17 protein-coding genes are annotated in these 17,557 nt (G+C 40.6%); 11 read left to right on the forward strand and 6 right to left on the reverse strand.

Annotated features, from left to right (window positions below; all coding sequences use genetic code 11):
* Positions 1–16: 16 nt before the first annotated feature.
* From DV872_RS17150 to DV872_RS17160, 3 genes are all read right to left on the reverse strand, one after another.
* Complete coding sequence (locus DV872_RS17150) at positions 17–2,335, reverse strand: MFS transporter (RefSeq protein ID WP_114631178.1); 2,319 nt, start codon at positions 2,333–2,335, stop codon at positions 17–19.
* A 3-nt stretch (positions 2,336–2,338) separates the two neighbouring features.
* On the reverse strand, positions 2,339–4,318 hold the full coding sequence (locus DV872_RS17155; protein ID WP_171832123.1) for an ATP-dependent helicase: 1,980 nt from the start codon (positions 4,316–4,318) through the stop codon (positions 2,339–2,341).
* Between the two features lie 63 nt (positions 4,319–4,381).
* Complete coding sequence (locus tag DV872_RS17160) at positions 4,382–4,864, reverse strand: small multi-drug export protein (RefSeq protein ID WP_114631180.1); 483 nt, start codon at positions 4,862–4,864, stop codon at positions 4,382–4,384.
* Between the two features lie 150 nt (positions 4,865–5,014).
* On the opposite strand from DV872_RS17160, the gene DV872_RS17165 reads away from it, so the two are divergent.
* Entirely contained in the window at positions 5,015–5,899 is an 885-nt protein-coding gene (locus DV872_RS17165; RefSeq protein WP_114631181.1) for a homocysteine S-methyltransferase family protein, read from the forward strand.
* Between the two features lie 6 nt (positions 5,900–5,905).
* Here DV872_RS17165 and DV872_RS17170 read toward each other — a convergent pair whose 3' ends face one another.
* Together DV872_RS17170 and DV872_RS17175 are read right to left on the reverse strand one after the other, a co-directional pair.
* Entirely contained in the window at positions 5,906–6,781 is an 876-nt protein-coding gene (locus DV872_RS17170; RefSeq protein WP_158547026.1) for a M28 family peptidase, read from the reverse strand.
* Positions 6,778–7,920, reverse strand: a complete 1,143-nt coding sequence (locus tag DV872_RS17175; protein WP_114631183.1) for a DUF362 domain-containing protein — start codon at positions 7,918–7,920, stop codon at positions 6,778–6,780. The genes DV872_RS17170 and DV872_RS17175 overlap by 4 nt, the downstream gene beginning before the upstream one ends.
* Before the next feature lie 298 nt (positions 7,921–8,218).
* Here DV872_RS17175 and DV872_RS17180 point away from each other — a divergent pair, with 298 nt between their 5' ends.
* The 10 genes from DV872_RS17180 (at position 8,219) to DV872_RS17225 (ending at position 17,451) form a co-directional block, all read left to right on the forward strand.
* Positions 8,219–8,560, forward strand: a complete 342-nt coding sequence (locus tag DV872_RS17180; RefSeq protein ID WP_147283198.1) for a hypothetical protein — start codon at positions 8,219–8,221, stop codon at positions 8,558–8,560.
* 67 nt (positions 8,561–8,627) lie between these two features.
* On the forward strand, positions 8,628–9,410 hold the full coding sequence (locus DV872_RS17185; protein ID WP_114631185.1) for a YoaP domain-containing protein: 783 nt from the start codon (positions 8,628–8,630) through the stop codon (positions 9,408–9,410).
* A gap of 117 nt (positions 9,411–9,527) precedes the next feature.
* On the forward strand, positions 9,528–10,160 hold the full coding sequence (locus tag DV872_RS17190) for a class I SAM-dependent methyltransferase (RefSeq protein WP_114631186.1): 633 nt from the start codon (positions 9,528–9,530) through the stop codon (positions 10,158–10,160).
* Between the two features lie 195 nt (positions 10,161–10,355).
* A complete protein-coding gene (locus DV872_RS17195; RefSeq protein ID WP_114631187.1) occupies positions 10,356–10,832 on the forward strand; it encodes a DinB family protein in 477 nt (158 codons plus the stop codon).
* Positions 10,833–10,847: 15 nt separating this feature from the next.
* Positions 10,848–11,843 (forward strand): phosphotransferase family protein, encoded by a 996-nt coding sequence (locus DV872_RS17200; protein WP_114631188.1) that lies wholly within the window; start codon positions 10,848–10,850, stop codon positions 11,841–11,843.
* A 1-nt stretch (position 11,844) separates the two neighbouring features.
* A complete protein-coding gene (locus DV872_RS17205; protein ID WP_114631189.1) occupies positions 11,845–12,570 on the forward strand; it encodes a metallophosphoesterase in 726 nt (241 codons plus the stop codon).
* 710 nt (positions 12,571–13,280) lie between these two features.
* Complete coding sequence (locus DV872_RS17210; protein WP_114631190.1) at positions 13,281–14,369, forward strand: PocR ligand-binding domain-containing protein; 1,089 nt, start codon at positions 13,281–13,283, stop codon at positions 14,367–14,369.
* A gap of 608 nt (positions 14,370–14,977) precedes the next feature.
* Positions 14,978–16,078: an ABC transporter ATP-binding protein gene (locus tag DV872_RS17215; protein WP_114631191.1), complete on the forward strand. Its 1,101-nt coding sequence runs from the start codon at positions 14,978–14,980 to the stop codon at positions 16,076–16,078.
* Between the two features lie 21 nt (positions 16,079–16,099).
* Positions 16,100–17,209, forward strand: coding sequence for an ABC transporter ATP-binding protein (locus tag DV872_RS17220; RefSeq protein ID WP_114631192.1), 1,110 nt, complete (start codon positions 16,100–16,102; stop codon positions 17,207–17,209).
* Between the two features lie 29 nt (positions 17,210–17,238).
* Positions 17,239–17,451 carry a sugar ABC transporter permease gene (locus DV872_RS17225; protein WP_196167401.1) on the forward strand — a complete coding sequence of 71 codons (213 nt, stop codon included), beginning with the start codon at positions 17,239–17,241 and terminating at the stop codon, positions 17,449–17,451.
* Here DV872_RS17225 and DV872_RS17230 read toward each other — a convergent pair.
* Positions 17,448–17,557, reverse strand: a 110-nt coding sequence (locus DV872_RS17230; protein WP_147283199.1) for an IS3 family transposase, incomplete at its 5' end; no start/stop codon positions are given. The two genes, DV872_RS17225 and DV872_RS17230, sit on opposite strands and share 4 nt — an antisense overlap.

Consider the following 17,557-nt stretch of genomic DNA (forward strand, 5'->3'; position numbering starts at 1 on the left):
CAGAAGGATTTTCTCTCTATCTGCCGCGCTGAGTTTCTCTCTTACAGTATGACTTGAGGAAATAGACTCCCAGCAGGATATCAGTGGGTTGAGGCTCGCACAATTTTTCTATTCGCAGCTGTTCAAGACGGGAGTAGAGATGAAAACCCAGAAAGAGGAGGCTGTCTTTCTCTTTCAGATAACATCCGGCATTTTCAGCATCTCCCTCATATCCCATCATTTCCAGTTTACGGAATATCAGGTTCAGTATGATTGTATACATAGTGCTGAAGCTTTCAGGGAAGTCGCGTGCTGTAAAGCTCTCTTCCACTGCAGGAAGACTCTCTTTGATAATATGGCTGACATATCCTGAATCCATGATTTCAAACTTCTTGAGACTGTTAAAAATATCTTTGAACAGATTGGCAATGGCCGAATCTCTGTTCTCCTGAGTCCCTGTAACACAGCGGTAGAATCCTCCGGGATTCCCTATCAGGTTCCCCAGAGATATGGAAAGCTGGGTTTTCAGTATCTTATTACTGGTCTGCTCCCAAAGCTTCATAATCTCTTCCACAGCCTCAAGGCGGTTCTGGTGAACAATACCTTCAACACTGGATACCTTGACCCGCTGAGAACGGTCTTCTTCTATGATTTGCTTAAGGGCCTTGACGGATTCTTCACTCTTCAGTTTTCCAAGAGATAAGGCGGCCTCTTCCTGAACCTCTTCATCTCCTGTGTACAGGGCATCAATAAGGGGAGGTATGGCTGATAAATCCTGCATTAGACCCAGTGCCGCTGCAGCTTCGGGACGAACAAGGGAGTCGGGATTGTTCAGCTGTGCTATGAGTATGTCCCTGGCCGCTTCTGTGCCTATCCTTCCCATAGCTCCGGCGGCTTCCTCCCGGACAGCCCGGTCAGGATCTTCCAGACGGCTGCAGACTTCATCAAATGCCAGGACTCCGGATTTGTTCTTTACATCCTTTAATGCTTTGTGCACCTTATCAGGCCGAACCGTTCCTGAGAGAACAGAGAGCTGTGAATAGGTCCTGTAGACCGAAGGTGTGGTGATCAGAGAAACAACATGGTCCAGTCTGGCAGTGGCCGTAACCTTCAGGCTGCCGAATACAAGAAAGCTCAAAAAGGTCAGTAAAAGAGTAGCAGCTATAGTTATGGTCAGGCTGCCTGTATGTTCCATGAGAAACCCTCCAAGGAGGTTACCCAGTGAACCGATCATTCCAAGGAGTGCCCAGTACCAGGCAACATAGGCAGTTCTGTTTTTTGAAGGAACCTGTGCCAGCATCATCTGAGTTATTCCTTCCCAGAATGCCGGAGCAAAGATTCCAGTCCATATGGCAATAATAGGAAGAAAAATTTCATAGTTATGGGGAGTGAGAAGAAGATATAGAGGGTAACAGAATGGATGAAGCAGTCCCAGAAGAACAATAGGCTTCTGACCCATGCGGTCCATCAGCATTCCCCAGAATGGTGCAATGAACATCCAGGTAAGCTGTGAGATAAAGAACATAATACCCAGCCAGATATTAGGAGCACCCACAGTCTCAGGGCTTGTAATATGGGGCGCCAGAAAGGGAGCTGCTACAAAGATGCTCAGCACTGAAAAACCGGTAAGTACAGCAAAACAGAGAAACTCCTTGTTTCTCACTGGTTCCAGAAGAAGATTCCTGGAAAAAGGCTGCCGTTCATGGGCGTGTACGGGCTCCGGGACTGCCAGGTGAAGAAGAATATCTGCGACTCCAAGAACCCCTATAACAAGATAGATCAGCGCATATATCAGAAAAATATCACTGGAAAAGATATCCAGAAGCCATGTTGCCGAGAAAAAGAAAATGATGTTCATCATCTGAGCCAGGCTGGAGCGTTTTCCAAAGTAGGATGATCTCGTCTTCTCAGGAATAAGAGCAGAGATCCATGTCCACCAGCCGGAACCGGAAATGTTTCCCAGCATATAGGAGAATACAAGAGATACTCCCATTACAATCCAGAGGGCGGTATTTTTATCCCCTCCCATATAAACATAGAGTGCTGCGGCGGCAATGAAAAATGCTGAGGATCGGGAGAGGGTTGTGGTTATTATCCAGACAGGTTTGATTCGTTTTGTCTTTGAATAGAGGTAGATGGCTCCCAGATGGAAGACCCCTGCCATGTTAAGGATAGCCACAAATGTTCCCAGCTGCTGATCACTTGCATGCAGATAGTTTCTAATCATTACAGTGAGAATCTGCTGGGGCTGACAGAAGATAAACCAGACGGAACCCATACCGCCTGCAATCAGAGATATGAATAAAGAACGTTCCACACGGGCGGAGCTTATGCGTTTACCTTTGCTGTCTATCATTAATTATTTCCAGGGCATACGGGCAAAGTATTTTTTTGCCTCATCCGCATCTTCTACTTCCACTTCAAGCTCCATCTCTTCCAGAAGTTCTTTGGGAATCTCTTCAAGAAAGGGGGAGGGCCCTGAGTCAATCATTTCCCGCATCTGTTTTCTTTTCATACAGGATGTAATAAAAAGTTTTTTTCTGGCTCTTGTAATGGCTACATAAAAGAGACGTCTCTCTTCTTCTATATTTTCAGGATCTTCTGCCACCGCACGAGCATGAGGGATAATATCTCTCTCTACTCCTGCAAGGAACACAACATCAAACTCAAGTCCCTTGGATGCATGGATGGTCATAAGATTAACTTTTCCTGCATCCTCATCATCTAATTCGTCTCTGGTCACCAGAGTTATTCTGTTCAGATATTTCTGCAGTGAGGGATTGAGGTTGTCAGGATTCTTTTCCCAGCGGGACATAAACTCGATAAACATAGTGACATTGTCATACTTCCATTTTGCGACTTTATCATTATTGGAGTGCTCATGGAGGAGGTATTCCCAGTAATTTATCTCTTCAACAAGTTCCTGAGTGGTTGCAGCCAGGGCTTTTGTCTCTGAAAAGCGGTCTTTAAAGTCTTCTATAACTTCCATAAACTCACCGAGCCCGGCCTTGAGCTGTGTTGAAATTCCTGAGTCAGCCGAAAACATTAATGCTGTTAAAGAAGAATAGAGTGATTCACCCCTATCCTGTGAAATATTCACCAGAGTTTCCAGGGCCTTCTTACCCACACCCCGCCTGGGAGTGTTGATAATACGCATCAGATTAACATCATCGTCGGGATTATTGATAACCCTGAGGTAGGAGATTATATCTCTGATTTCAGTTCTTTGAAAAAAGCTGGTTCCACCGCTCATGGAGTAGGGAATATTGTGTGTCAGAAGAGCATCTTCCACGGCCTTACTGAGACTGTTTGTTCTGATCAGAATACCGAACTGATCGTATTTCATCTGATCCTGCATTCTAATACTGGCAATGGTAGAGGCGATAAACTCACCTTCTTCTCTGTCATCTTCAGGTAGGCAGTGTTTGATGGTCATCTCATTATGGGAGAGCTCAGTCCAGAGCTCCTTGAGTTTTCTATTTGTATTGTTGGCAATAACCGCATTGGCGGCTTTCAAAATGGTTCCTGTTGAGCGGTAGTTTCTTTCCAGTTTAATCTCAAGAACTCCAGGGAAGTCCTCTTCAAATTTCAGGATGTTTCCATAGTTGGCACCGCGCCAGGAGTAGATAGACTGATCGTCATCTCCTACACAGCAGATATTTTTGTATTTTATTGCAAGGATATGGAGCATTCTATATTGAATTTGAGATGTGTCCTGAAACTCATCTACCATGATATAGCGGAATCTGTTTTGATATTTCTCAAGGATATCTTCCCGCTCTTCAAGCAGCTTTATCGGCAGAGTGATCAGATCGTCAAAGTCCACGGCATTGTAGATTCTCATATGCTCTTCATACTCTTTATAGAGAGGCTTATGCTGATCGTTGGTGTTGTCCCATGGAATCCGCTCTGTCTTGATGGATGAGATGAGATTTCCCAGTTCCATAAGCTCGGGAGCCTCGTATTTCAGCTTCAACTCTCTTGCGGCTTCCTTAAGACAGGAAATCTTGTCATTTGTATCGTAGATTGAAAAATTGGGACGGAATCCCATCTCCGCAAAATTTTCTCTGAGAATTTTCACACCGAAGGCATGGAACGTAGAGAGGGTGAGGTTTGAAAGTTTTTTCCCTGTCAGTTTTTTTACACGTTCTTCCATCTCTCTTGCGGCTTTATTGGTAAAAGTCAGGGCCAGAATATTGGACTGGGGGATGCCGTGATTCAGCATATTGGCAATACGGGTTGTAATGACACCGGTCTTACCGCTGCCTGCACCGGCGATAATCAAAAGAGCGCCGTTTAGAGTATCAACAGCCAGTTTCTGTTCTGGATTTAATTGCATTGAGTTCAAATTCACTTCAGGAAAACCTCGGGATTATATTCTTATCAGTTTTTATACAGTTACTTAATGTACATCTTTTATGAATAAATCAAAGGCACCATGACCGAAAAGCATAATGCTTGTCACGATAGTTCCTGAGATCATCACACCGATGAGTACAGCCAATGCGGTTTTTCTCTTGGATAGTCCCAGAATCCAGGCTCCCAGAGTTCCCGTATAGGCTCCGGTTATGGGTAGGGGGATGGCAACAAAAAGTGTCACACCCAGATAACCGTATTTTTCTACCTTGTCATGCAGCTTATGCCGTGCCTTTTCAATAATCTTGTCAAAGAGACCGGCATAGAAGGACCATTTATAAAAGATTTTATGAAAAGATACAAGAAAGATATACACCAGAGGTGCAACCAGAGCATTCAGAGCAACGCAGAGAGGCCATGCTACATAGAATGGAATTCCCTGTGTCATGGCGTAGGGAATGGCTCCTCTAAGCTCGGAAATAGGTAGTATGGATAGAAAAGCTGTCCAGAACCATACGGATGCTGACATAGGACCTCCTGTAAATCTTTCTTGAAACGAAGCATCCTATCTTTTTAGCCTTTTTGCAAGGCGGACTATGCAAAAAACTCAAACAAAAGCGATTTCACATACGCCTCTATTCAGAGTATAATTCTTTTAATGTAGAGAAAGGGAGATACTATGACATCAGAACAATGGAACACATATGTCAAACAGCCTGTAGCAGCAGACGGAGCATGGGGTACAGAGCTCCTTAAAGCCGGGTTGGAGCAGGGGGATTCTCCCGAACTCATGAACCTTGATTCTCCTGATGTCGTAAAATCCGTAGCTGCCTCCTATGCCGAGGCAGGAAGCCGCATTATTCTTACCAACAGTTTCGGTGGCTCCTCTATCAAACTGGCGCAATACGGTTTAGAGGAAAAGGCAGACCTTATCAATAAAGAAGCTGCCAGACTTACTGCAGCAGCCTCTGGTAAATCATATCTTACAGCTGGTGATATGGGCCCCTGTGGAAAAATGGTTTTTATGGGTGAGGTTTCAGAAGACGAGGTTGAAGAATCTTTTGCCCGGCAGGCTGCAGCTCTTAAAGAGGGCGGTGCCGATATCCTTCTTCTCGAAACGTTTACGGACCTCATTGAAGTCTCTGCAGCATTGAAAGGTGCAGTGACATCTGGTCTTCCTGTGGCTGTGACACTGACATATGACAGGATGGCTGATGGTTCATTCCGTACTATTATGGGGCATTCTCCTCAGGATGTTATTCCTGTCCTCACTGAGCTGGGCGCTGCCGCTGTCGGGGCAAATTGCGGAGCCGGAATTGATCAATATGTAGCGCTGGCGGATATTATCTGTCAGAATACTTCTCTGCCTGTATGGATCAAGGCCAATGCGGGACTTCCGATCCTTGAAAATAATAAAGTTGTTTATCCCATGGGCGCAGAAGAATATGCCACCCATGTACCGGCATTGCTCAAAGCGGGTGTCAGAATAGTCGGTGGCTGCTGTGGAACAAATCCTGATCATATACAGGGAATAGTAAGAGAAATTGGAACCTTTCTCTCTTAAATAAGATTATAGCAGCAGAGGAATCTGATAACGGGACAGTTCTCTTAAGAAGGATTCCATTACCTTGAAGGCCTTATCATCCAGTGTGGAGATCCTGTCCTCTGCACTGTGGTTATTTCTCCAGCTTGGCGGAAGGTATTTCATCGATTTTTTAAGATCATCAACCTTGTCCGGCATCTTAAGGCTGGATTTTTCCCGTTCCGAGAGATATTTCTTCCACTCATTTGCCTCTTTCCAGGGGAGCATGGAAATCTGCAATGCAGTCAGTCCCTGGAGCAGAAATCCCAGGTCATCAGAGAAAAGATCATTGATATTCATCTCCTCCTGCCGGCTGAAGCGGTAAAGCAGATCCTTAAGAGAGTCATAGATCCCATTTATATGTTCCATATTGATACCCGGAAGCTTGGCTGCAGTTCTTCCCCAGATAAGGGTTTCCCCTATGCCGCACATATCAAATACAAAAAAAAGGTCCTTATGTCTCTGTTCCTCAGGCCATAACTCCGCCAGCTGCCAGGCTCCCTGAGATTTGATGGAGTCCCCTTCAAGCAGCTCCTCACTATCTGTAAACAATACAAGGGTGTTGTGGGGATACTCCGCAGACTGAAGCAGATCAATATGCTTCAGAAGCATAAAAACGGCTGCGCTGTTATCATTAGCACCGGGGGTGCCTGGAACCCTGTCGTAGTGGGCTGTCAGTATTTTACGACAGCGGTCGGGTAAGAAACCCTTGTGGTGTCTGGGGTGAACCAGGATATGGTTTCCCCCTCCGGGAAGAATATCAAAGGGTATATCCTTCCATTCGAGAAGAGTGGTGATAAATTTGAAGCGGTCACAGTCGCTGTCGCAGAACCTGCTCAACAGCTCATTAAAACTGCTTTTCAAAACAGCCTTCTTTTTACAGCTATGGAATCCACAGGACATACCTCATGACAGCAATAGCAGCGGATGCAGTCCTTATAGTTGATATCTATTTTTTTGCCTTTTGAATCTTTTCCAGCACCATCAACAGACTTCAAGGCATCCGCCGGACATATCTCAATACATTTTCTGCAGACTATGCAGGGAGAAGCCTTGAATACCGGTCTGGGCACATACATGTTCCTTATTGTATGAAAAATAACATCCGGGACTGCATTTTTAAAAAAGCCATTGTCCTTAATAATATGAACTCTCTTAAAATCCTTTATTACCAGATCTTCAGGATTCAGCACAGGATATTCAATTTCCATATCAGGATGCAGCCAGACTCCTCTGTTCAGGATCTCCTTGAAAATTGGGATTTCATCAACTTTGTAGCCCATAATCTGAGCAGCAGACCAGTCCAGAGCTGCTGCATTGGATGAGGCAAAAACAAGACCGGTTTGACGGGGATAACCGCTCCCCGGCCCGGGTCCCTCCATGGAGACAATTCCGTCCATGAGGGCATACACCGGTTTTACAGTATCAAGAAGATCTACAATCATTGATGCAAAATCCTCTTTTTCGGGAAAATTAAAATGGAAGCGGGACTTTTTCAGTCCGGGAATCAACCCAAAAAGATTCTTTACCGCACCAGTGAAGTACATCATCTCATGGGTCTTCATCTTAGGGAGGCTTATTATCAGATCAACTTGTTGAGATATCTCTGCCAGATAAAATTGTTTCTGCTTCCGTCCATCTGGACAGGGAACCGGAATGTCTTTTGAAAAAGTAGCCCATGTAGCTCCTTCTGATTCCGCAGCTTCTTTAAGGCCGCATTTCTTTCCAGCCGCATCGGGTGATCCGACACCGGGAGAATCTCCAACATATATTTCAGCGGCACCTTTCTCTTTCATTATACGAACAACAGCCCGGACAAATTCAGGATGTGTGGTAACCGCTTTATCCGGCTCAGAACCTGATAGCATATTGGGTTTTAAAAGGACTTTTTTACCATTGATCTCAGGGAAATCTGTCCCGGGAATAATTTTGTTTAATGTCTTGTATATAAGGTCAGCATCGTAAGTATCACAGGATGCAATAGACACAACAGGTTTTTTCATAACGGTATTATCTCAGTGAAAAGACCAGCTTGCAAGGTCTGGGTGATTTTTTCTAATAGAACTGTTCAGGCAGTATTGCAATGCAGAGTTTTAACAAGTTGATAATCCTTGGAATATTTTATTCAACTGATTTAAAATTGGGAATAGAGCCTTACTTTAAGTCTTATATCCAGATTTTTTTGAGGAGATTGCAATGTCGGTTTGGTTTGAAAATAAAAACAGTATTAATTGTGATATTCAGAAAATCGGGGAATCCTATAGTGACCCGGGAAAATTTTATACTGATATTGTTCGATTGATGCCCGGATTGACAAGTGTTGAGCTTATAGAAGAGGGGATTGATTCTGTCGTATTAAAAACAAATGAAGGCCTGATGAGACGAAGCAATATTAAGAAAACGATTTCAAATGAAAGCATCATTGTAGAATATGATGAAGATTATCAGGCCGGGGGGATGATAAATGTAAAGTCCCATTGTTTAGATGAGTTTCATGCAAGTCATGCAATGGTACAACACCGAATTATATTGAGTGATGTAAAGTCTCCAGGGTTTTTAGGATTTTTTTATCGTAATTTTGGTAAATCCAGGATTGGTAATTCCCTGCTGAATTCTTATAAATCATATTTCGAGATGTTATAAGATGCGATATGCCATCTATATATAGATCGAATATAGTATGCCCTTCACAATGATAGGAGCACAGAATATGAGTAATATTCCAGAGACTGAGCAAATGGAAATAATCTCTCTAAATCCTGAAAATATTCTGGATTACGGTTTCTGTGGATACAAAGACGCCAATAAACATAAAGAGATGCTCTGGAAAGCAGCCTGGTATAAGGAATACTATCCGAAAGGCCTTAGGATCAATATTTTAATGTCACAGAAGAACGGCAGTCAGGGAATGATCGAATACATTGCAGGAGAATATGCACATCGTCCAGTAGCAGCTGATAATTTTATGTTTATTCACTGTCTGTTTGTTGGTTTCAAGAAGGAATACAAGGAACACGGTTATGGCAGCCGACTCATAGAAAGTTGTATCAAGGATGCCGAAGAACTCAAAAAGGATGGTGTTGCTGTCGTAACTCGAAAAGGTTCGTTCATGGCAAAAAAGGATATCTTTGTGAGGAATGGATTTGCTGTACTTGATCAGAGGAAACCTGATTTTGAATTGTTGGGATTACAATTCAGAGCCTCTCCACACAACCCAAGATTTCTTGAAAATTCTTTGCAGGATTATATTGATGGACTTTTTATCCTCCGCTCACCTCAGTGTCCATACACAGAGAAGAATGTCCTGGCGATGGTAGAAACGGCTGAGAATATGGGTTTTCATCCTCAGGTCGTTGAGCTATCCGGACACGAGGCAGCTCAATTGAATCCAAGTCCTTTTGGTACTTTTGCACTCATTTACAACGGAGAATTATTGAGTCACCACCCCATAAGCAATACAAGATTCCAGAACATTATGAGAAAGTTTTTATAGAATAGGCAAAGAACTGCATGGTCATGGCCCCGGCAGGATGATTAACTTTGTTCTGTGGGATTAGCCAAAACTAAAGGCATCATTGATGTATAGAAGAGGGCAGAAGGGGAGGGGTGAATGGCTGATGCGAAAAAGTTCTGGAATAGAATAGCTGAAAACTATGCTAAGCAGGATGATTCAGGAAATGACCAGGACTATAAGCTGACCATTGAGAGAACAATTAAATACCTGAACCGGGAAGATGTCCTTTTGGATTTTGCCTGTGGTCCGGGAACCGCTTCGATTGAATTAGCCGCTTATGTAAACAACGTTTCTGCAATTGATATATCTGAAAAGATGATTGAGATCGCCAGTCATAAGGCACAGGACAAAAATATTACAAATGTTGGTTTTACTGTGTCAGAACTTTTTGACAGTAAATTGATTGACGAATCTTTCAATGTTATTACGGGCTTCAATATTCTTCATTTAATTGAGGGCATTGATGATTCACTAAATCGAATCCATGGATTATTGAAACCCGGAGGACAGTTCATTTCAGTGACAGACAGCGGAAAAGGCTCTGGAAGATTGGCTTCAATGTTTTTTCATATACTCAGTAAGACAGGGATTATTCCTTTCTACAGACAATACAGCCTTGAAGAACTAAGAGGAAGAATGGAGTCCTGCGGATTTTCAATCATAATATGTGATAATCTGCATGAATCATCGACCAATAGTTTTATAGTTGCCAAAAAGGATAACCCCTGATATCCGGAAAAAAAGATCTAAAATCCTTACTTAACGATGTTACCCTTGAGTTGTAGCGGCCTATTAATATGACCATGGTTTTGTTCAGTGAGGGCTGGTAGATTATTATTAAAAGAGTTCTTCGTTTTTTTATTATAGGGTTATAATGTTCTATATGAGTGGAATAATTAAGAACACACATAATAAGGAATTGTTATGGATTTAAACGGTGTTGCAAGAAGACAGTTGTTTCTATGTTTTGAGATGCTTGAGAATCTAATTGAAAGAACTCCTGATACAATCTGGAATGAAGAAAAAGGCGGTTATGTCTTTTGGCAGCAGATTCTCCATGCCATTTCGGGTTCCCTATTCTGGTTAAGGACCGATACTGAAGAATTTTCTGAACCTTATGAAGATTTGAATGTCTATCCGGAACTGGAGAAAAAACCTGAAAATCAGCTGACAAAGGATCAGATCACTCAGGTCCTGAATGAAGCTGAAGAATTGGCTGCTTACTATTTCAATCGATACAGTTCTGAACAGCTGCTGATGGAATCTGTCCTGGTACATAAAATATCGGGGCTGGATGTTGTCTTTATGCAGATAGGACACCTGCAGTATCATATAGGTCATTGTGAAGCTATTTTAAGAGATGCAGGCATGGATGTTCCTGAATGGCTTGATGTCATTTAGGCTATAGATATTTGTATGAAAAGTAATACCAAATATGAACTCGACAACAAAACAATTGTTTCTCTTTTTGAAAAAGCCGGTATTATGGGTGCCCGTGATATTTCACATCTGGGCAATGGTGAGTTTAACAGTGTTTATGCCGCAGATGCAGAAGGAAAAGCCTACGCTCTGAAAATAGCTCCTATCGATAATGACGGTATCCTTAGTTATGAAAAGAATATTATGTCTCAGGAAGTCTATTATTACACCCTGATGAGAGATAAGGCCGGTATTCGAGTTCCTGAAGTCTATTATTCAGACTTCAGCTGTGACATTGTAGCTACACCGTTTTTTATAATGGAGCGGCTACAGGGCACGCAGATTGATCAGGCTGACCTAAGTGATGATCAAAAAAAGGATGCACATAAGAAATTGACAGCCATGGCCGCACAGCTGCATTCTGTCAAAGGGGATCAATTTGGATACAGGCAGACCGGTCTTCATGACAACTGGCATCTGGCTTTGCATGCAATGGTTACCAGTCTGATCGAAGACTGCCGGAATCTGGGGAAGAATACACGCCGTGCAAAGAAACTGCTTTGGTTTATCAATCTTAATAGAGAGATTCTTGAGAAAGTTGACTGTCGTTTAATCAATTTTGATATATGGCCGGCAAATATAATGTGTCAGAAGAAAGAAGGCGCTGTTGATCTTGCCTGGATAGATCCTGAACGATGTCTCTGGGGTGACCATATCGCAGATTTTGTCTGTCTGGATTTTAATAATATGTCTCTTGAACATAAGACCGAAATGAGAGCTCTGTATAATGCAGTCTCTGATCAACCTATCGGTACGAGTAGGGAGGAAGAGATCCGCTATGCCCTTATGCTGGGCTATCTCGGAGTCATTATGGAGGTTGAGAAATATGCCCGGTACTCATACTTTCATTTCGGCTACTGGAGGAATGTTTATGTTTGTTCCAGGATATTTAGAACCTGCTTTAAACAACTCCACGGGCTGACAGATAAATAGAATGAAGATTGCTGTAATCTCAGATATTCATGGTAATCTTTCTGCTCTTGAGAAAATTGCTGAATCTCTTAAACATGAGGCTGTTGATAAGATTGTTTTTCTGGGAGATCTGATTATGACCGGACCCCGGCCGAAAGAGGTCTTTGAGCTGTTGTCGGATATGAATCCTGATGTCTGGATAAAAGGAAACTCTGATGACTGGTTGGCGGAATTACCTGATTTTGAACCCGTCAGTGATTTGGAAAAAATACTGAAAGATATGGGACTCTGGGCCCGGGACAGAATAAATTCCCGCATTGAGAAAGAGCTGCTGTCTAAGCCGGTCTCAACTGAAAAAGAGTATGCTTCACAGCTCTTTAATTTCTGTCATGGAACACCGTATTCTCATTCACATGCAATTCTACAGGAGAGTACGAGTGCTTTCCTTGAATCTGAATTATCAAATATTAAGGCTGATAAAATTGTCTGTGGGCATACACATCTTCGATTTTCTATGACTTTCAAAGATAAGCTGATAAAAAACTTCGGTGCAGTGAGTATGCCGGGTAAGGATTTTTCCCGCTTGGCACGATACGGAATAATTCATATTGCTGATACTGTCTGTTTTGAAGACAGGGAGTGTGAGTATGATTTTGCGGCTTATATTGATGATCTTAAAAACCTTGATTATCCAGGTAATTTTCTGATCTTTCCTAAATATGGTCTTAGGGTATACAGTAGTACTTGATGTCGTGTGTTAAGTTCCCATAAACTCTCTAGTATCATTTAATGTAATCTGTCGTTCCCTAATGAACTGTTCTGTTCAGGACTGCAGATTTGGCCTGTTTTAGTATGCAATAAACAGTTTTAATATAACTGAAATGGGAACATATACATTCTCACTTTATATGTTTGACCGGGGGACGGTCCTGTTTTATTCTGGAATTATCCATTGGAAAAGACATCGAGATCAATCGGAATCTAATGGCCTTCCCTGTTTTTTAGAGTTGTTCATGTAACAGTTTAAGGTTGTAACTGTCAAATAAAAAAGTATCGTATGTAGACTGTTGATAACCAGTCGATTCAGATAATCTCTCATTTTATTTATCTTTAAAATGTTATATACCAAGAATTTGACCATATTTATTTCTTCATGGATTGGGGTATATGATTTATATTCACTGGCAGAATGGGAAATAACTTAAATCATTTTAGAGATAAATAGTTGCAGGATTACAGAAGGCTAATGATAAGGATTCCTGAATGAAATACCCAAAATATAAATTGTTGACGGATATCTTAAACTGAGTGTAGTATCAATTATCATTTCTTTAATTAGTCAACTATTTGTTTTGAACTTCCCGTGAATAAGTATAAAGTTTTGGATTTCATTTATTATCTTGAATGATTGATATGTATGAATACACGGATGTTTAATTATCAATTATGAGGTGTGTAATGAGAACGAAATTACATCAGTTAGATTATATTATCAATGTAGATATTTTCCAGAAAATTCAAGACGATATTGCAAAAGCAACAGATATGGCAGTAATAACAATTGACTATAAGGGTCATCCTATTACAAGACATAGCAATTGCAGTGAGTTCTGTAGCTCTATTCGTCAAAATCATGAACTAAATGAATCTTGTGAAAAATGTGATTCCCGAGGGGGATTAGAGGCCACAAGGATTAATAAACCCTACATATACCTTTGTCATTATGGAATAGTGGATTTTGCCGTACCAATTGTCGTTGATGGCCAGTATCTTGGTGCCTTAATGGCTGGGCAGATTCGTTTGGAGAATGAAGAGAATAATCAACGATTAGAGCATATTGTTAGTAAACGTGATCAGCTTGATCATAATGATTCACAAGCCCTAAGAGATTCTTATGAGAAATTATTAGTGATGCCAATAGATAAAATAGAGGCGATCGCGCAGATGATGCATCATTTAACTAACTATATTGTAGGTGAGGCGGTATTAAAAACATCCTTATATGAAGTTAAGCAGCTATTAGTTGAAAACCAATTAAATGAGCATAAGCCATTAAGCGATTTGCATCATAACATACACCTTTATTACCCCAGGGATGGGCAAGATAATATGATTGAGACTCATAATGAAATTGTAGTAAAGAATGAAAAAATAATGCATGAAAAAGAAGTTCTTAAAGCTCAAAAGTTCAGCTTATTAACACCAGCTCTCAATTACATTAGTGAAAACTACGAGAAGAAAATATACCAGGAAGATATGGCTTCAAAATGTAACATCAGTTCCAGCTATTTCAGCAAATTATTTAAAAGGGAGACAGGATTTAATTTTTCAAACTATGTTAATAAAACGAAAGTAGCTGCAGCACAGGAAATTCTCAAGACTACTTTTGAGCCGATAATCAATATATCACTAGATCTTGGATTTGATGATTGCGGTTATTTCATTAAGGTCTTTAAGAAACATTTGGGAGTAACTCCAGCTGCTTATAGAAAACAATATGAAGACTATATAGAAAAAAATGAAGAGCTGGTAACACTGAGCCCCTAACTGTAAAGAAATTCTGTTACTGCAGATAACTGATGCGTTTCAAGCATGCCTTGCCGTTTCCGACATACACGGCTTGCCTGTTCTTATACCTTGAATAATAAAGTTCACAAATACACTCCGACTGAGAATCATAAGGAAAAAACTGGATTACTCTATCCCAATTTATTGTCAAGGATCCATGCCTATGTGCAATAACCCTGATGACAACTCTTCAGATTTTAATAAGCAGATAAGATTCCTATCTGCTTCCATTATTATACATCCTTAATCTATTAACTCCTCAAAGATGTTCTCACTCCTATTCTGATTATGCATATATGCAAATTATCACACTTTTTCAGGGATAAATTTGGGCAAATTAGTAAAGTACAAAATTTAAATATAATGTATTAAAACGGATAACAAATATATATGAGAACAAATATATAAAAAGAATGGAAACATTTGGCAATAATCACAAAATGTTACCATTCTTTCGATTTTGAACATAATAATTCGATGAAAAAGTCCTCTCATTCAACTTTATAGTACAATGGCAACTCGAAAATTCCATGGGATAATTTATTTAATAAAAAACCAAAATAAACAATAAAAGGAAATAACTGTTTATGGGAATTACAGTTGAAAATGTGACCAAGACGCACCAGGGTTATAACATTTTGGATAACGTTAACCTGGTCGTAAATGATGGCGATTTTTCCGTTTTATTAGCCCCGACAGGATCTGGTAAAACAACTTTATTAAAGATTATTGCTGGAATAGAAAAGCCAACAAGTGGAAAAATCTATTATGACGGAGTGGATGTCACAAATATGTCTGTTCAGCAGCGAAATATCGCAATGGTATATCAGCAGTTTGTTAACTATCCCTCTTTTACCATTTATGAAAATATTGCTTCTCCTCTCCGTGTATCAAAGATCAAATATACTGAAAAGGAAATAGATGAACGGGTAAGAGCCAATGCTGAACTATTGGGAATCAGTCATATTCTTGATCATTTACCAGAACAGATCAGTGGTGGCCAGCAGCAACGTACAGCACTTGCCAGGGCTCTTGCCAAAGGAACAAAGTACGTATTTCTGGATGAGCCTTTGGCAAATCTTGACTACAAGCTTAGAGAAGAGCTTCGGGGTGAGTTAAAACTGATCTTCGGCAAAAAAGGCGGATCAATCATCTATGCCACTCCTGAACCGATTGATGCCATGGGAATGGCTTCACATGTGGGCTTCGTACATGAAGGCAAAATAATGCAATACGGCCCCGTGAAAGAAGTCTATAAAAATCCTAAATATCTTGAGGTGGGTGAATATTTCAGCAATCCTACCATGAATATTTTAGAGGGAAAAAAAGTAGATGAGAACGGTCGTCAGTATATAAAAGTTACTGAGGAATTCAAAATTGATGTAAGTAAAATACATAATAAATTACCAAACGATTCTTATTATCTCGGTATTCATGCTCATGATATTTCGTTGACTCGTAAAAAAGATTCATTCGTGGAAATTGACGGATTTGTAGAGCTTACTGAGGCTGTTGGATCGGATACGGAAATTCATATTGAGCATGGCGGAAAAAATATTATCTCACTAGTACAAGATATTATTTCTTATGATATCGGTGAAGCCATAAAAATTTATGTAGATCCCGAACGATTTTATCTTTTTGATAAAAATACACATGAATTGAGCGCTAAAACCTGGTCTGAATGATAGGGAGGGATAAATAAAAATATGGCTACGATAGAATTAAGAGATATATGGCACAGTTATGAGCTCGCAGAAGGAAAAACTGATAATCCTAAATACGCGGTGGAAGACATCAATATTACCTACCAGAATGGATCTGCAGTTGCGCTGCTAGGACCCTCAGGTTGTGGTAAGACCACTTTATTGGAAATAATTTCCGGTCTTCTCGTCCCCACTAGAGGGCAGGTCTTATTTGACGGTCAGGATGTGACTCAACTTACTGCCAGGGAAAGGCATATCGCTCAGGTTTTCCAGTTTCCCGTGGTATATGAATCAATGAATGTCTATGGAAATATTGCATTTCCACTTCAAAATGATGGCATTGATTCAACGAAAATCAAAAAACGGGTTTATGAAGTTGCAGAGATTCTTGAAATTACCAATTTGCTGAACCTTTCAGTTACAAAACTGACTCCTGCGGATAAGCAAAAAGTTTCTTTAGGACGGGGAATTGTCAGACCAAACACCGCAGCAGTACTTCTTGATGAACCGCTGACAGTTATTGATCCAAAAGCACAGTGGGGTCTCAGGCGCAAATTAAAGCAGATACAAAAAGAGTTAAACTTCACGATGATTTATGTAACACATGATCAGCATGAGGCACTTACATTTGCAGAAGAAGTGACTGTCATGGAGGTGGGGCATATCAGTCAGAATGCTTCTCCAAAAGAGCTTCATGAAAATCCGGAAAGTACCTTTGTCGGATATTTCATCGGAAGTCCGGGTATGAACCTGTTTGATGTCAAATTGAATCAAGATGGAGAAGCCATTTTTAATGGGAGCTCTATAAAAATACCGGAAAAAATTTCGAAGCAGCTTCTTAAAATGGGAGATGATTTTACTCTCGGTATTCGACCTGAATACATCAGCACATATATATCAGAAAAGAGTGATTGTATCTCAGGGAAAGTAAAGCTGGTAGAAGACAATGGAGCGTACCAGATTGTCACCACAACATTTGGAGAAATAAATATAAAAAGCCGCGCTGAAGAGTCTTTGACAATCAAAGAGGGTGATACCTCATGGCTCCATTTTAAGCAGGATGAAATTAAATTTTTCAATGAAGGAAAGAGAGTTGATTTCAGAAAAAGATAAAAACCAGCATTTATTATGGAGGAATATAAATGAATTATGACAATAAAGCATGGCTGTTTTTAATACCCGCACTTGCCGTAATGGCTATTACTGCATTTGTTCCGCTTATGACGGTATTAAATTATTCCCTGCACTATATTTTTTCTGGTTCAATACCAGAGTTTGTAGGATTTGCAAATTATGTAGATGTTTTAACGGATGCTAAGTTCCATCAGGCATTATGGATCGGCAACCCCTTTTAGGACACTATTTTCTCGGACATCAAAGTTTTGTATTCCACTGGTGTTAAATACCCCAGAGACCCATGAATCCTTTTATTATTATACCAATTTACATAATCATATAGTT

This window comes from Oceanispirochaeta sp. M1, from assembly GCF_003346715.1.
In the GTDB taxonomy this organism is placed as follows: domain Bacteria; phylum Spirochaetota; class Spirochaetia; order DSM-2461; family DSM-2461; genus Oceanispirochaeta.

Coding starts and splice junctions, on each gene's coding strand:
- DV872_RS17150 (WP_114631178.1), bottom strand. CDS start 2,335: ATGATAGACAGCAAAGGTAAACGCATAAGCTCCGCCCGTGTGGAACGT.
- DV872_RS17155 (WP_171832123.1), bottom strand. CDS start 4,318: ATGCAATTAAATCCAGAACAGAAACTGGCTGTTGATACTCTAAACGGC.
- DV872_RS17160 (WP_114631180.1), bottom strand. CDS start 4,864: ATGTCAGCATCCGTATGGTTCTGGACAGCTTTTCTATCCATACTACCT.
- DV872_RS17165 (WP_114631181.1), top strand. CDS start 5,015: ATGACATCAGAACAATGGAACACATATGTCAAACAGCCTGTAGCAGCA.
- DV872_RS17175 (WP_114631183.1), bottom strand. CDS start 7,920: ATGAAAAAACCTGTTGTGTCTATTGCATCCTGTGATACTTACGATGCT.
- DV872_RS17180 (WP_147283198.1), top strand. CDS start 8,219: ATGCCCGGATTGACAAGTGTTGAGCTTATAGAAGAGGGGATTGATTCT.
- DV872_RS17185 (WP_114631185.1), top strand. CDS start 8,628: ATGAGTAATATTCCAGAGACTGAGCAAATGGAAATAATCTCTCTAAAT.
- DV872_RS17190 (WP_114631186.1), top strand. CDS start 9,528: ATGGCTGATGCGAAAAAGTTCTGGAATAGAATAGCTGAAAACTATGCT.
- DV872_RS17195 (WP_114631187.1), top strand. CDS start 10,356: ATGGATTTAAACGGTGTTGCAAGAAGACAGTTGTTTCTATGTTTTGAG.
- DV872_RS17200 (WP_114631188.1), top strand. CDS start 10,848: ATGAAAAGTAATACCAAATATGAACTCGACAACAAAACAATTGTTTCT.
- DV872_RS17205 (WP_114631189.1), top strand. CDS start 11,845: ATGAAGATTGCTGTAATCTCAGATATTCATGGTAATCTTTCTGCTCTT.
- DV872_RS17210 (WP_114631190.1), top strand. CDS start 13,281: ATGAGAACGAAATTACATCAGTTAGATTATATTATCAATGTAGATATT.
- DV872_RS17215 (WP_114631191.1), top strand. CDS start 14,978: ATGGGAATTACAGTTGAAAATGTGACCAAGACGCACCAGGGTTATAAC.
- DV872_RS17220 (WP_114631192.1), top strand. CDS start 16,100: ATGGCTACGATAGAATTAAGAGATATATGGCACAGTTATGAGCTCGCA.
- DV872_RS17225 (WP_196167401.1), top strand. CDS start 17,239: ATGAATTATGACAATAAAGCATGGCTGTTTTTAATACCCGCACTTGCC.